The organism is Streptomyces sp. NBC_01410 (assembly GCF_045040195.1).
GTDB lineage: Bacteria > Actinomycetota > Actinomycetes > Streptomycetales > Streptomycetaceae > Streptomyces.
Genome location: NZ_CP109530.1, coordinates 3,120,551 through 3,134,815, shown reverse-complemented (window position 1 = coordinate 3,134,815; position 14,265 = coordinate 3,120,551). Strand labels below are relative to the sequence as shown.

Genomic DNA, 14,265 nt, shown 5'->3' with positions numbered 1-14,265 from the left:
CATGTCCGAGAACGGTCAGACCGGCAAGACCCCCGTCGACTTCTGGTTCGACCCCCTCTGCCCCTGGGCGTGGATGACCTCGCGCTGGATGCTCGAAGTGGAGAAGGTCCGCGACGTCGAGGTCCGCTGGCATGTGATGAGCCTCGCCGTCCTGAACGAGCCCAAGCTCGACGAGCTCCCCGACAAGTACCGCGAGGCCATGAAGGAGGCGTGGGGTCCGGTCCGGGTCGTCATCGCCGCGCAGCAGAAGCACGGCGACGAGGTGCTCGCGGACCTCTACACCGCGCTCGGCACCCGCTTCCACAACCGCGGCGAGGGCGCGACCCGCGAGGCCATAGCCGGCGCGCTGGAGGAGGTGGGCCTCCCGGCCGAGCTGATCGAGTACGCCGACTCCGACGCGTACGACACCGAGCTGCGCGCCTCCCACAAGGAGGGCATCGACAAGGTCGGCCAGGACGTCGGCACCCCTGTCATCGCGGTCCCCGGCTCGGACGGCGAGCAGCTCGCGTTCTTCGGCCCGGTCGTCACGCCCGCCCCGAAGGGCGAGGATGCGGCGAAGCTCTGGGACGGCACGCTGATGGTCGCCTCGATCCCCGGCTTCTACGAGATCAAGCGCACGCGGACGCAGGGCCCGATCTTCGACTGACCTCTCCCCTCGGTCCTTGCTCCTGGAAGGACCCCCGCGAGTCAGGTCCTCGCGGGGGTCCTTCGTCATACCGCCCGCACGTGAAGGCTGAGAAGACGATCACGGGCAGGACGCTTCAGGTTCCCCTGCTCACGGGGTGATGAGCCCGGTGCGTGCCTTGGCCCGGTCGTAACGCCTCGCCACGTCCTGCCAGTTGACGACCTGCCACATCGCCTCGATGAAGTCCACCTTCTGGTTCTTGTACTGAAGGTAGAACGCGTGCTCCCAGGCGTCGAAGACCAGGATCGGGACCGAGCCCTGGCCGACGTTGCCCTGGTGGTCGTAGACCTGCTCGACGATCAGACGCCCGCTGACCGGCTCGTACGCGAGAACGCCCCAGCCCGAACCCTGGGTGGTCGCGGAGGCCTTGGTCAGCTGGGACCTGAACTTGGCGAAGGATCCGAAGGACTCGGTGATCGCATCCGCGAGCTCGCCGACGCCGTCCGCGGCCAACGGCTCGCCGCCGCCGTCGCCGGTCATGTTGTGCCAGTAGATCGAGTGCAGGATGTGGCCGGAGAGATGGAACGCGAGGTTCTTCTCCAGGCCGTTGATCGTCCCCCAGGCCTCCTTGTCGCGGGCCTCTTCGAGCTGCTCCAGGGTGTCGTTGGCGCCCTTGACGTAGGCGGCGTGGTGCTTGTCGTGGTGGAGCTCGATGATCTGCGGATTGATGACCGGTTCGAGCGCCGCGTAGTCATAAGGAAGTTCAGGAAGCGTGTAAACGGCCATGTCTGTCCGGTCCCTCCGACTGCTTATTGCACATCTTATGCAAGTGCACGCTAGCAGCAAGAGGGTTGGGTCATGATCAGGCGCCGTCCCTAGGCCGTGTCTGACAAATAGCGCCGTCCGCCCGCAGGGCGGGGTGTGCGGCGTCCGGTGCGTGCAATCGCAAGGCGGTGGGGGCACCCCCGGACGAAGTCTGGGGGAGATCATCCTCGTACTGGACGTACTTGGATGACTCTGACAACGCAGCGAGTGTGCGTGCCGGGCGTCGCGCGCCAGGCGAGATTTGTCAGACACGGCCTAGGACTCCGAGTCCCCGACCCACTGGCCCCTGGCGATCACGGCGAGGTCCGGGAAGTCGGTGACGACCGCATCCACGCCGAGCCCGTAGTGCAGGGCGTACTCGGCGAACGTGTCACCGAAGTCGTTGGGGTTCGTCCCGCGGCGCAGCGCGGCGGGCAGGAACTGGTTCTCCGCGCGGAAGGTGTACGCGCCCACCTTCAGGCCCGCGGTGTGCGCGTCGGCCAGCAGCGCCGAGGGTGCGACGACCGAGGACTTGTCCGGGCCGATCCAGTCCGCGTACTCCGCGATCTCGCGCAGCCCGTCGGGCTGCATCATCTGGGCATACGTCGCGGTGTGGCCGTAGGGACCACCGGTGGTGCCGAGCGCCTGCCACAGCGGAAGCCGCAGCCGCGCGTCCGCGATCCGCAGCAGGCTGGACGGCTCGAAGGACTGGATGACGCACTCGCGGGCGTCGAGCCGGTTCCGGCGCACGACGCGCACGAGCTCGGGCTCCAGCGGTAGGCCGATGGAGCGGAAGTACGTCGGGTGCTTGGTCTCCGGGAAGACGGCGACCCTTCGGCCGTACCGCTTGGAGAGCGCGCGGGAGAGATCGACGACCTCCTGGAAGGTCATGATGTGCTGGGTACCGTCGAAAACGGTGTTGCGGTTGCGGATCAGCGGCAGCCGCTCGACCGCCCGGAGGGTCTTCAGCTCGGCGAGCGTGAAGTCCTCGGTGAACCAGCCGGTCACGGCGCGCCCGTCGACCGTCTTCGTCGTGCGGCGCTCCGCGAACTCGGGGTGCTTCGCGATGTCCGTCGTCTGCGAGATCTCGTTCTCGTGCCGGACGACCAGCACATGGTCCTTGGTGGGGACGAGGTCCGGCTCGATCCAGTCGGCACCGGCCTGGACGGCGAAGGTGTACGCCGCGGCCGTGTGCTCGGGCCGCCAGCCCGCGGAGCCGCGGTGGCCGATCACCAACGGGCGTGCGGGGTGCGGGCGTTGACGCTCCGCCGCGGCGGCGGGCAGCGCGGTCACGGCGGTGGTGGCGGCAGTAGCTGTGGCGGCGCCTGCGGCGAGCAGGATCGAACGGCGTCTCGGCATCGCGGGCATGCGGGTCTCCTCATCGGATCCGGTCGTGGGGCGCGTTTGTTCATCACGCTTGCCACGCCGGGTTGCGGTGAGGAGGCGGGGGAGTGGCCGCGTCGTGTCCTGCGTGCGCGGTCCGCCCCGAACGCCGTACGCCCGTCCGGGGGTCCCCCCTACGCCCGCAGGACGTAGGGGGAGTTCGTCACACTCCGGACGGGCTGCATTGCGGCCCGGTGGGAAGAACTCAGCCCGCGGCCCCCACCCGCCGCGCCCGCACCTGGCGTAGGTAGCCCACAGCCGCCAGAGCCACCGTCAGCCCGCCCGTGTAGTACAGCTGCGTGCGGGTGTCCGGCTCCCGTGCCATCAGGACGAAGATCGCGACCATGCCCGCCAGCGCGACCCACGTCAGCGCCGGGTAGAGCCACATCTTCACGACCAGCTTCGACGGGTCCTCGCGCTCGGTGCGTCGGCGCAGCACCAGCTGCGAGACCGCGATGAAGATCCATACGACCAGAATGATCGCGCCGATCATGTTGAGCAGCCACGTGAAGACGTCGTTGGGCCGCCAGTAGCTGAGCAGTACGCACAGGAACCCGAACACGGACGACACCAGCACCGCGGTGCGCGGCACCCCGCCGGAGGTCCGGCCGAGCGCCTTCGGGCCCTGGCCGCGGGCGACCAGCGAGCAGGCCATGCGGGAGGCGCCGTAGACGTTGGCGTTCATCGCCGAAAGCAGGGCCACCAGCACGACCACGTTCATGATCTGACCGGCCGCGGGGATGCCCAGGTGGTCCAGCGTTGCGACGTACGGGCCCTTCTCGACGACCTTCGGGTCGCCCCACGGGACCAGCGTGACGATGACCGCCATTGAGCCGATGTAGAAGACCGCGATACGCCACATCGCCGTACGCACGGCCTTGGCGACGCCCTGGACCGGATGCTCGGACTCGGCGGCGGCGATGGTGACCGTCTCCAGACCGCCGTACGCGAAGACGGAGGCGAGCAGTCCGACGACCAGACCGTCCGCGCCGTTCGGCAAGAAGCCGCCGTCGCCGGTGAGGTTGGCGGTGCCGGGCGCGTCCGTGCCGGGCAGGATGCCGAGGATCGCCAGCGCGCCGATGCCCAGGAAGAGGGCGATCGCGCCGACCTTGATGGCCGCGAACCAGAACTCGAACTCGCCGAAGTTCTTCACGGCAGCCAGGTTCGTGCCGCAGAACACCAGCATGAACAGCGCGACCCAGGCCCACTCGTGCGTGCCGGGAAGCCAGCCCGTCATGATCTTCGCCGCGCCGATGCCTTCGAGGCCGACAGCCACACAGAGCAGGAACCAGAACGCCCAGCCCGCCGTGAATCCGGCCCAGGGGCCGATCGCCCGTTCGGCATGCACCGAGAAGGAGCCGGATGCCGGGTTCGCCGCCGACATCTCGCCGAGCATGCGCATCACGAGCATGACGAGAAGGCCGGAGACCGCATACGCGATGACGATCGACGGGCCGGCCGCGGCGATGCCCGCGCCGGATCCGACGAAGAGTCCGGCTCCGATGACGCCGCCGAGGGCGATCATCGAGAGATGGCGTTGTTTGAGTCCGTGCGAGAGCGGGGCGTCGGCCTGCTGGTCGACGGGCGCGGGCGCGGAGGTCCGAGACATGGGCATGCCCTGTTCAGTAGCTGAGACGGGGAGAGGGACCACAGTCTGGTTGCGCGTACCGCTTACACGGAACGGATGTCCGCTATACGGTCACCAGGCTTACACCTGGTGAACACATCCTCACGCCCAACTGCTCCTTGCCCTCCCGGTTCATTTGGCAAGATCCCACAGTGTCTCCAACATCCGCCCCTCCGTGCAAAACGGGCCGACCATGCTCCGACCTCAGTGACGAGCATCACGCCAACTCGCGCATGTCGCGCCGCCTTTGTGCGATCCCCACCAACTGGCGCGGTGGGCCTTTGTTGTCGGCCGACCGTGATCAGCACCTTCTCCGTGGGTTAGCGTCGCCGTGTCCCCAACCCGTCCTCGCCTCAGCGGAGTCCCGATGAGTACTGCTTCCGTCACGTCCCGCCCCGGAGTGGTCCTCGCCGACCTGCTGCCCGCATCCCGTACGAAGGACATCGCGCTCGTACTCGGCGGCGCCGCGCTCACCGGCATCGCGGCCCAGATCGCCGTCCCGGTCCCCGGCTCACCGGTCCCGGTCTCCGGCCAGACCTTCGCGGCCCTCCTCGTCGGCACCGCGCTCGGCGCCCGCCGCGGCTTCCTCTCCCTCGCGCTGTACGCGGTTGCGGGCATGGCGGGGATGCCGTGGTTCGCGCAGGCCACGTCGGGCTACGGGATGCCGTCCTTCGGTTACATCCTCGGCATGATGCTCGCGGCCACGGTCGTCGGCGCTCTCGCGCGCCGCGGCGCCGACCGCTCGGTGCTGCGCACCGCGGGGGCGATGGCCGTCGGCTCGCTGATCATCTACGCGGTCGGTGTCCCGTATCTCGCGCTGGCCACCGGTATGACGCTGTCTCAGGCCGTCGCCGCCGGTCTGACGCCGTTCCTGATCGGCGACGCGCTGAAGGCCGCGCTGGCGATGAGTGCACTGCCCGCGGCCTGGAAGCTCGTCGGCCGCCGCGGCTGATGCCGGCGGTGCTTTCTCTGACAGCGTGAGGGCCCGCGGCCACCGACGGCCGCGGGCCCCTGCGCGTCTCACAGGACGCCGCTCCGACCACTTACGAAGACGTGACCGAGTCCTTCACGCCGCTCTGATCGGCATCGGCATCGGCATCGGCAGCCGCACCGGCCTCGGCGCCCGCGCCGCCCTTGCCCAGCATCTGCCGCACCACCGCGACGCCCACCACGAGCACCGCCACCAGCAGCGACAGCAGCACCTGCTCCCGCGCGTCGCCACCGTCGTAGACCATGTAGCCGAGCACGAAAACGATCATGCCGATCGTCAGCCACGTCAGATACGGGAAGAGCCACATCCGCACGATCAGCTTCTCCGGCGACTCGCGCAGGATGATCCCGCGCATCCGCAGCTGCGTGACGCAGATGACCAGCCACACGAACAGCGCGACCGCACCGGACGCGTTCAGCAGGAACGCGAAGACCGTGTCGGGCCACTTGTAGTTGAAGAAGACGGCGAGGAAGCCGAAGACGACAGAGCCGAGGATCGCCGCCTGCGGCACGCCCCGCGAGTTCGTACGGCCGAAGGCCTTCGGCGCGTCGCCGCGCCGTCCGAGCGAGAAAGCCATGCGGGAGGCCGTGTACAGGCCGGAGTTGAGACACGACAGCACGGCCGTCAGCACGATCACGTTCATGATCTGCCCGGCGTGCGCGATCCCGATCGAGTCCAGGGACGCGACGTACGAGCCCTTGGCGAGGATCGACTCGTCGTTCCACGGCAGCAGCGTCAGCACCACGAAGATCGAGCCCAGGTAGAAGACACCGATCCGCCAGATCACGCTGTTCGTCGCCTTGGTGACCGCGCGCTGCGGGTCCTCGGACTCGCCCGCCGCCAGGGTCACGATCTCACTGCCCATGAAGGAGAAGACGACCATCAGCACGCCGGTGAGAATCGCGCCCGCGCCGTTCGGCATGAATCCGCCGGCGTCCGTCAGGTGCGCGAAGCCCGCGCCGGGGTTGTCGGAGCCCGGCAGCACGCCGAAGACGGCCAGCAGGCCGATCACGATGAACGCGCCGATCGCCACGACCTTGATGCCCGCGAACCAGAACTCGAACTCGCCGTACGAGGACACGGACACGAGGTTCGTCGCCGTCAGCACGACCATCACTATCAGCGCCCAGCCCCACTGCGGGACCGCCGGTACCCAGCCTTCGAGGATGTCCGCACCGGCCGTCGCCTCGACCGCCAGCACGACGACCCAGAAGAACCAGTAGAGCCAGCCGATGGAGAACCCGGCCCAGCGGCCGAGCGCCCGGTCCGCGTAGGCGGAGAAGGAGCCGGAGGTCGGGTTGGCCGCCGCCATCTCGCCGAGCATCCGCATCACGAAGACGACCAGCGCGCCCACGAGTGCGTACGAGAGGAGGATGGCCGGGCCCGCCGCGGCGATACCCGCCTTGGAGCCGACGAACAGGCCGGCGCCGATCACACCGCCGATGGCGATCATGGACAGATGCCGGTTCTTGAGTCCGGCCTGGAGACCACCGGAGGGCTGCGAGTTACCGGTCGTACCGGCCTTCTCGCCTTCCTTCGTGAGGGTCTGCTGCGAGGTCATGGACGAATCCTTAGGTTTGAGTGCACTCGGGTCACGAGCCCCCGCATTCAAACGCGCGACTCCAGATGTGTGAAGTCCCGTCTCCGGATCGTTAGGTCCGGGTGATAGGCGAAAGCCCCCGGCCCGACAGGGCCTGACCCCGGTCACCGCTACCCGGACACTCGCGTGCCACACTCGGATCATGCGCGTGTACCTCGGCTCCGACCATGCCGGCTTCGAACTCAAGAACCACCTCGTCGAGTGGCTCACGGCCCACGGCCACGAGCCCGTCGACTGCGGTCCCCACATCTACGACGCCCAGGACGACTACCCCCCGTTCTGCCTGCGTGCCGCCGAGAAGACGGCCGCGGACCCGGACAGCCTGGGCATCGTCATCGGCGGCTCCGGCAACGGCGAGCAGATCGCCGCCAACAAGGTCAGGGGAGTGCGCGCCGCACTCGCCTGGAGCGAGCAGACCGCAGCGCTCGGCCGTGAGCACAACAACGCGAACGTGATCTCCATCGGCGGCCGGATGCACACGCTGGAAGAGTCGGTGAAGTTCGTCGAGATCTTCCTCTCCACCCCGTACTCGGGTGAGGAGCGTCACACCCGCCGTATCGAGATGCTCTCGGCGTACGAGGAGACCGGCGAGCTTCCCCCGATCCCGGCCCACCACCCGCAGCAGGGCTGAGCGTGCCCGAGGGTCATACGATCCACCGACTGGCCGCCGACCACTTCGAGAGGTTCGGCGGCCGGCCTGTGCGGGCGACCAGCCCGCAGGGGAAGTTCTCCGACAGCGCGGCGCTGCTCGACGGCCAGCCTCTTGAGAGCACCGAGGCGCACGGCAAGCACCTCTTCCTCGGCTTCGGCCCGCTCGGCTGGGTCCATATCCATCTCGGCCTGTTCGGCAAGGTCGCCTTCGGTGACGCGCCCGCGCCGCCGCCGACCGACACCGTGCGGCTGCGGCTCGCCAACCCGGCGGCCTATGTCGATCTGCGCGGGCCCACGGCCTGCGGGCTGATCGCGGACGGTGAGAAGGCGGCGATACACGAGCGTCTGGGCCCCGACCCGCTGCGCCCCGCCGACGATCCTGACCGCGCCTGGGCCCGTGTCTCCCGCTCCCGCACCACCGTCGCCGCGCTGCTCATGGACCAGAAGATCATCGCGGGCGTGGGCAACGTCTACCGCGCCGAGGTCCTCTTCCGGCACGGCATCGACCCCTACCGCGCGGGCAAGGACCTCACGCACGGCGAGTGGACCGCGATCTGGGCGGACCTCGTGGAGCTGATGCGCGAAGGAGTACGCAACAACCGCATCGACACCGTCCGCCCCGAGCACACACCCGAGGCGATGGGCCGCCCGCCGCGAGTCGACGACCACGGCGGCGAGGTCTACGTCTACCGCCGGGCACACCTGCCCTGCCATGTCTGCGGCGGCGAGATCCGCACCGCCGGTCTCGCCGCACGCAATCTTTTCTGGTGCCCGGGCTGCCAGACGGCGTGAGGTACGGGCATACCCGGGCGTGTTTCAGAACCCGTGCGGCAGCCAGGGCGCGACGTCCGAGGCGAACGCCACCGACGCCTCGGCCAGCGCCCCCTGCCGCAGCTCCCGCACCCTCCCCGCGCCCGCCAGCGCGGCCAGCGACACCCCGCCCAGATAGGCCGCGCCCAACTCCCGTACGGACAGCGCCAGATCCGCGTGGTCCTCGGTCCGCTTGCAGGAAGCGCCCTTGTGGTCGCCTGTCAGCCGCCAACGCCCCGCGTTCCAGGGGCAGAAGGCGTCGTCGACGTCGAAGACGACATCCACCGGCGTCTGGTACGTACGCGCCTCCAGGGCCGCGCCCAGTTCCACGAGCCGTACGAACATGCCGTCCCGCACCCGCACTTCGCACCGCCGGATGTCATTGACGAGATGCAGCAGCGGATCGTCCAACGGCCGGTTGCGCGCCACGACCTGCACCGTCAGGTCGATGTCGAAGAGGAAGCGCCACAGCACGGCGTACGTCACCGGGTCGAGCGCCTCGATGTGCCGCAGGGTGATGCTGCCCTTGGGACCCTGCGTATCCCAGTCCGGCTTGGTGTGGAAGCGCACGAAACCGACGATCTCGCCCTCCCGCTCGGCGACCACGCACTGCATCGGCGAGGAGCCGTGCCGCTCGCTCTCGGGGTCGAGCAGCGGCAGCCGCTCCCAGCCGGGCCTGCGAGCGAGCATGCCGGGCCGTGAGCCGATGGTGCGGACGTAGACCGCCTCGCACTCCCGCGCGACCTCCGCGACCTCCGCGAAGCGCAGCCGGACCGCGTCCGCGCCCTCGGGGACGGCGATGTGTCCCCGGACGGTGTCGATCGTCAGGGACAGCTGCTGGGTCCCGAGGCCGTAGCCGAATCGTCCGTAGATCTCCGGTTCTGACGCCGTCAGTACGGCGAGCGGCTCGCCCCAGCCGCGTACGTCGTCGAGCTGGCGGCGCATCATCGAGGTGAGCACCCCGCGGCGGCGGTGCGTCGCGGACACGCTGACCATCGTCACGCCCGCGGCGGGAACCATCGCGCCGCCCGGCACCGAGACCCCGAACGTGAACGCCCCGGCCGTCCCGACGCACTCGTCGCCGTCCCAGGCGCCGATGGAGCGCTCGTGCTCGGTCAGCGACTGGTAAAGCTCGCGCTCCTCAGGGGCCTCCGCCACACCGCCGAACGCGCGCTCCAACTTGCCGTACCAGAGGTCCCATTCGGTACGGCGCAGTACGCGAAGTTCGAGAGTCATATGCCATGCCTACCAGGGCGACGGCGTCGAGGCGACCCGATTTCGAACGCATTGTCACCGGGGTCCCCCTGCACGGATGGCGAGCGGGTGGATAGGGTCCACGGCAATGGCCCGCGGCTCTGCAGCAGACTCGTTCACGGCCCGGTTGCGGAAAGCCGTGCACCGGGGACGCATCGCGCTGCGCAAATCCGGGGTCGACTACTTCCGCGGCGACGGCTCCGACTGGATCGCGCTCGTCGGGCTGCTGCTGACGATCCCGGCCTTCACCTGGGGCACGGTCGTAATGCCCGTCTGGGTTTCCCCGGCGGCCCTCGTCCTGCCGATCGTGGCGGGCGGTCTGCTGCTGCGTCCCGCGAGCCTGCTGGGTCTGTACGCGGGGGCAGCGGCGGCGCTGATCGTCGAGTCGGTCGTGCTCGGCCCGTACGCCGAGGGCCCTGCGCGCGTCACCCCGGGAACGGTTCTCGCCGTCGCGGCCTGCGGTCTCTTCGGACTGCTGATAGCCCAGTTCAGAGCCCGGGTCGGAGTGCCCTGGCGGCGCGGCGGGACGATGCTCTTCGACCTGCGCGAACGCATCCGGGTGCAGAGCGCGCTGCCCCGGCTCCCCAAGGGCTGGCACCGCGAGATGTCGCTCCGCCCGGCCGGCGGCCAGTCCTTCTCCGGCGACTTCGTGGTCGCGGCCCGTACGAACGGCGGCCGCACCCTGGAGGTCATCCTCACCGACGTCTCGGGCAAGGGCATGGACGCGGCCTCGCGGGCGCTGCTGCTGTCCGGCGCGTTCGGGGGTCTGCTCGGCTCGCTGCCACCGCACGGCTTCCTGCCCGCGGCCAACGGCTATCTGCTCCGCCAGGACTGGGACGAGGGCTTCGCGACCTCCATCCATCTCGTCCTGGACCTGGACTCCGGAGACTACGAACTGTTCTCGGCGGGCCATCTGCCCGCGCTCCAGCTGCACGCGGGCAGCGGCCGCTGGGAGGAGAAGGGCGCCGAGGGCCCGCTCCTGGGGGTGTACGACGGGGCACAGTTCGACCCGGTCAAGGGCTCCCTGCGGACCGGCGACGTACTGATGCTCTTCACCGACGGCCTGGTGGAGGCGTCGGGCCGTGACATCAGCGAGGGCATAGACCGCCTCACCGGTGAGGCCGACCGCTATGTCGCCTCGGGGTTCGAGGGCGCGGCCTGGCATCTGATCGAGGCCGTCGCGAAGGACGTCAACGACGACCGGGCGCTCTTGCTGCTCTGCCGCGAGGCGTAATCCGCCCGGCGGGCGGGGGCCTGAGATGCTCGAACGCCCACGACGGCGTCCCGAGGAGTCCTGATGGCGACGACAGACACCGCGGTCTGGCGCGAGCGAGGCAACCCGCTGGTCGCCGGGTCCGGCAGTGGCCCGCTGCACGGCGTACGGCTGGCGGTCAAGGACGTGCACGCCGTCGCCGGCCACCGGCTCGGCGCCGGCAATCCGGCCTGGCTCGCCGAGGCGGAACCCCAGAGAGCGCACTCGTGGGCCGTGGGGACCCTGCTTGCCGCGGGGGCCGACGTGACCGGCATCGCGCAGACCGACGAGTTCGCCTACAGCCTCAACGGGACGAACGCGCACTACGGCACCCCGCCCAACCCGGCGGCACCCGGCCGCGTCCCCGGCGGCTCCTCCGGCGGACCGGCCGCCGCGGTCGCCCTCGGCCAGGCCGACGCCGGGCTCGGCAGCGACACCGCCGGATCGATCCGGGTGCCCGCCTCGTACTGCGGGCTCCACGGCCTGCGGCCCACCCACGGCGCCGTCCCCGCCACCGGAATGCTGCCGCTGGCCCCCTCGTTCGACACGGTCGCCTGGCTCGCACGGGACGCGCGCACGCTGGCACGGCTGGGCGACGTACTGCTGCCATCGGGCGGCGCCGAGGGCCAACGTCCTTTCCGTACCGCCCTGGTGGCGAGGGACCTCGTCGCGCTCGCCGATACGGGAGTACGTCAGGCCTTCGGCCCGGCTGCGGCGGGACTGGCTGAGCGGCTCGGCCTGAAGACGGAGGAAGTCCCGTCCCTGGGAGGCGATCCGGCGGAGCGGGCGGCGGCCTTCGCGACCGCTCAGGCGGCGGAGGTGTGGGAGTGCGACGGGGCCTGGGTGAGTGCCCATCCCGGGACGCTCGGGCCCGGCGTCGAGGCACGGTTCGCCCGCGCCGCCGCGGTCACCCCCGAGGAGCGGACCGCCGCGGAGGAGATGGTCCACCTCAGCGCCCGCCAGCTGCTCGCGGCTCTGCCGGACGACGCGGTACTGCTCCTGCCCGCGGCGAGCGGACCGGCCCCCCTCCCCGACGAGGACAGCGCGCGCAAGGCAGCCACCCGGCAGGGCACGTTCCGCCTCACCTGCCTGGCGAGCGGCGCGGGCCTGCCGTGCCTGGTGCTTCCGCGGATGTCGGTGGACGGACTGCCGGTGGGTCTTGCGGTGATCGCCGGCCGCGGGAGCGACCGCGCGCTGCTCGACCTGGCTGTGCGCAGCGCCGGGCAGGGCTTCCGGCCCTGACCAGGGAGCCCAACTGCCCGGCAGGGCGCGCCCGTGCGCCCGTACAGTCGTGCCATGCCGTATCTCACGCTCACCGAGATCGAGGCCGTCGCCCGCGAGGCCCACGCCGCCCAGACGGACAAGGCGGGACGCCCGTACACCGAGCATCTCGCCGCCGTCGCGGAAGGGGTGCGGGTCCGAGGCGGGAGCGAGGAGCAGATCGCCGCGGGATGGCTGCACGACGCCGTCGAGGACGACGCGCTGTCCCGGGAGTGGCTGGACGAGGCCGCGCTGCCGCAGACGGTGAAGGACATGGTCCTCGCCCTCACCAAGCGCAAGGGCGAGGATCTGGAGGAGTACACGAGGCGGATTCTGGCCACGCCGGGGGCGCGCCTCGTCAAGGAGGCCGACCTCGCGCACAACGCCGATCCGGCGCGGCTGGCGGTCCTCGACGAGGCGACGCGGACGCGGCTCACGGCGAAGTACGCGAAGGTACGCGCCCTGCTGGGCCTGCCGGACGGTGACCAGGCCTGACCGACCGTAAGGGCTGGGACCGGGCCGCGACGGGGCCCGGCCCCGTCGCACGGCTCAGCGCCGCGGACTCAGTTTCGCCGCGTCCCGCCGGAAGGCCCACGTCATCTCCGGCTCGGTCACGAACCGCAAAGCCCTGCGCACCGGCGGCGTGCACAGCAGCGTCACCGCCGCCACCGCGATCAGCGTGAGCACGATCTCGCCGCTCGGGTCGCTCAGCCACGCGTACGTCTCGAAGACATGCCCGTAGTCCGCGGCCTTGATCAACAGGCCGTGCCCCAGATAACCGCAGATCGTCCCGGCGCCGAGCACCGTGAACCATGTCCTGCGGCCCGGCACCCAGGCCAGGAACCCGGCCGTGAGCAGCGCCGCACAACCGAAGAACGCCAGTGTCATCACGACACCCACCCACCACGGCTCGCCCAGTTCCTGGGCGCTGCTGGAGCGGTAGAGCCAGCTGAAGTTCATCCGGGGAGAGGCCCAGTACGCGAAGGCGCCCGCGCCCGCGAAGAGCGGCAGCGCGAGCAGCCGCACCTCCCGGCGCCGCACCATCTGGAAGTGCTCGGGCTTCAGCGACAGACCCAGAACGAAGAACGGCAGGAACTGCAGTACGCGCTGGAGATTGAGATCGGCGCCGATGTCCGGCGTCAGCGCGGCGAGCGAGGCCAGGGCGAGCGCGACCGGCACCGGCCACCGGATCAGCCGCCACAGCGGGGCGGTCAGCCGCCAGATGAACAGAGCCGCCAGGAACCAGGTCAGATAGAAGGGGTCGAGCAGGCTGATCGGCTGCTCGGGGGCGTGCTGCGCCCACCGTCTGAACAGGGAGTACACGATCTCGAAGACGACGTACGGCACGGCGATCCCGGTCAGCAGCCGTCTGAGCTGGTCGGGCCTGCCGGTGTAACTCCGGGAGAAATAGCCGGAGATGAGGATGAAGGCCGGCATGTGGAAGGTGTAGACGAGCAGGTAGAGCGCCCGGGAGGCACGGCTTCCGTCCATCACCGGCTCCCATGCGTGCGCGATGGCGACGAGCACGATGGCCAGATACTTCGCGTTGTCGAAGTAGGCGTCTCGACTGGTGGACTTCGCAGGTGCCTTCTCGGCCCCGGCGGCTAGGGCCGGTGTGGCCGACTCCTGTGTTGTAGGGACGGGCTCCGACTCCCGGGCCTGGGGGAGCGGGGCCCTGCTGAATCCATTCGGAGCGTGGAACATCTGAGGCACCCTAGCCCCGCCGATTCGATTTCGTAAAACCGTCTGCGCATGTCTCCCATTCGAATCTGAAACGGCCACCAACCGCCCGCTATGCCCCAATTAATCCCCCTTAAATGGTGCATAGCGGCACGCTCTTGTGAGTGCGTGAATTTCCTCACCGAACGCCTTCGAATTTCGCGTGACCGACGTGTGGGGGCATGGAAACGATCAGGCCGAATTCCTTGGGTATTTCACCCGGCCGGACCAGTCTCCGCCCGCGTACAGGCGCACGCGTGCGCGCGGATGGCGTGATCCCGTCGTCGAT

13 protein-coding genes are annotated in these 14,265 nt (G+C 69.9%); 7 read left to right on the top strand and 6 right to left on the bottom strand.

Annotation, left to right across the window (positions count from 1 at the left end):
- Position 1 precedes the first annotated feature (1 nt).
- A complete protein-coding gene (locus tag OG741_RS14370; RefSeq protein WP_405597712.1) occupies positions 2–646 on the top strand; it encodes a DsbA family protein in 645 nt (214 codons plus the stop codon).
- A gap of 129 nt (positions 647–775) precedes the next feature.
- Here the strand turns inward: OG741_RS14370 and OG741_RS14365 are convergent, their stop codons facing one another.
- The 3 genes from OG741_RS14365 to OG741_RS14355 form a co-directional block, all read right to left on the bottom strand.
- On the bottom strand, positions 776–1,411 hold the full coding sequence (locus OG741_RS14365; protein ID WP_405597709.1) for a superoxide dismutase: 636 nt from the start codon (positions 1,409–1,411) through the stop codon (positions 776–778).
- A gap of 294 nt (positions 1,412–1,705) precedes the next feature.
- Positions 1,706–2,797, bottom strand: a complete 1,092-nt coding sequence (locus OG741_RS14360; protein WP_405597707.1) for a glycerophosphodiester phosphodiesterase family protein — start codon at positions 2,795–2,797, stop codon at positions 1,706–1,708.
- 220 nt (positions 2,798–3,017) lie between these two features.
- On the bottom strand, positions 3,018–4,421 hold the full coding sequence (locus OG741_RS14355) for an amino acid permease (protein ID WP_405605560.1): 1,404 nt from the start codon (positions 4,419–4,421) through the stop codon (positions 3,018–3,020).
- Between the two features lie 385 nt (positions 4,422–4,806).
- Between OG741_RS14355 and OG741_RS14350 the strand changes: the two genes are divergently transcribed.
- Positions 4,807–5,391 carry a biotin transporter BioY gene (locus tag OG741_RS14350; RefSeq protein WP_405597705.1) on the top strand — a complete coding sequence of 195 codons (585 nt, stop codon included), beginning with the start codon at positions 4,807–4,809 and terminating at the stop codon, positions 5,389–5,391.
- Positions 5,392–5,482: 91 nt separating this feature from the next.
- Here the strand turns inward: OG741_RS14350 and OG741_RS14345 are convergent, their stop codons facing one another.
- Positions 5,483–6,991, bottom strand: coding sequence for an amino acid permease (locus OG741_RS14345; RefSeq protein WP_405597703.1), 1,509 nt, complete (start codon positions 6,989–6,991; stop codon positions 5,483–5,485).
- 181 nt (positions 6,992–7,172) lie between these two features.
- On the opposite strand from OG741_RS14345, the gene OG741_RS14340 reads away from it, so the two are divergent.
- Together OG741_RS14340 and OG741_RS14335 are read left to right on the top strand one after the other, a co-directional pair.
- Positions 7,173–7,661 (top strand): ribose-5-phosphate isomerase, encoded by a 489-nt coding sequence (locus OG741_RS14340; protein WP_405597700.1) that lies wholly within the window; start codon positions 7,173–7,175, stop codon positions 7,659–7,661.
- Between the two features lie 2 nt (positions 7,662–7,663).
- A complete protein-coding gene (locus OG741_RS14335; RefSeq protein ID WP_405597697.1) occupies positions 7,664–8,473 on the top strand; it encodes an Fpg/Nei family DNA glycosylase in 810 nt (269 codons plus the stop codon).
- A gap of 24 nt (positions 8,474–8,497) precedes the next feature.
- Here the strand turns inward: OG741_RS14335 and OG741_RS14330 are convergent, their stop codons facing one another.
- The gene (locus OG741_RS14330) at positions 8,498–9,727 is read right to left on the bottom strand and encodes a GNAT family N-acetyltransferase (RefSeq protein WP_405597694.1); all 1,230 of its coding nucleotides are present in this window, start codon (positions 9,725–9,727) and stop codon (positions 8,498–8,500) included.
- A gap of 106 nt (positions 9,728–9,833) precedes the next feature.
- Between OG741_RS14330 and OG741_RS14325 the strand changes: the two genes are divergently transcribed.
- The 3 genes from OG741_RS14325 to OG741_RS14315 all read left to right on the top strand — a co-directional run bounded on the left by OG741_RS14325 (position 9,834) and on the right by OG741_RS14315 (position 12,752).
- Positions 9,834–10,979 carry a PP2C family protein-serine/threonine phosphatase gene (locus OG741_RS14325; RefSeq protein WP_405597691.1) on the top strand — a complete coding sequence of 382 codons (1,146 nt, stop codon included), beginning with the start codon at positions 9,834–9,836 and terminating at the stop codon, positions 10,977–10,979.
- 63 nt (positions 10,980–11,042) lie between these two features.
- Positions 11,043–12,239, top strand: coding sequence for an amidase (locus OG741_RS14320; RefSeq protein ID WP_405597689.1), 1,197 nt, complete (start codon positions 11,043–11,045; stop codon positions 12,237–12,239).
- 54 nt (positions 12,240–12,293) lie between these two features.
- Positions 12,294–12,752, top strand: a complete 459-nt coding sequence (locus OG741_RS14315) for an HD domain-containing protein (protein WP_405597687.1) — start codon at positions 12,294–12,296, stop codon at positions 12,750–12,752.
- 54 nt (positions 12,753–12,806) lie between these two features.
- Here OG741_RS14315 and OG741_RS14310 read toward each other — a convergent pair whose 3' ends face one another.
- Positions 12,807–13,961 (bottom strand): acyltransferase family protein, encoded by a 1,155-nt coding sequence (locus OG741_RS14310; RefSeq protein WP_405597685.1) that lies wholly within the window; start codon positions 13,959–13,961, stop codon positions 12,807–12,809.
- Between the last annotated feature and the right edge of the window lie 304 nt (positions 13,962–14,265).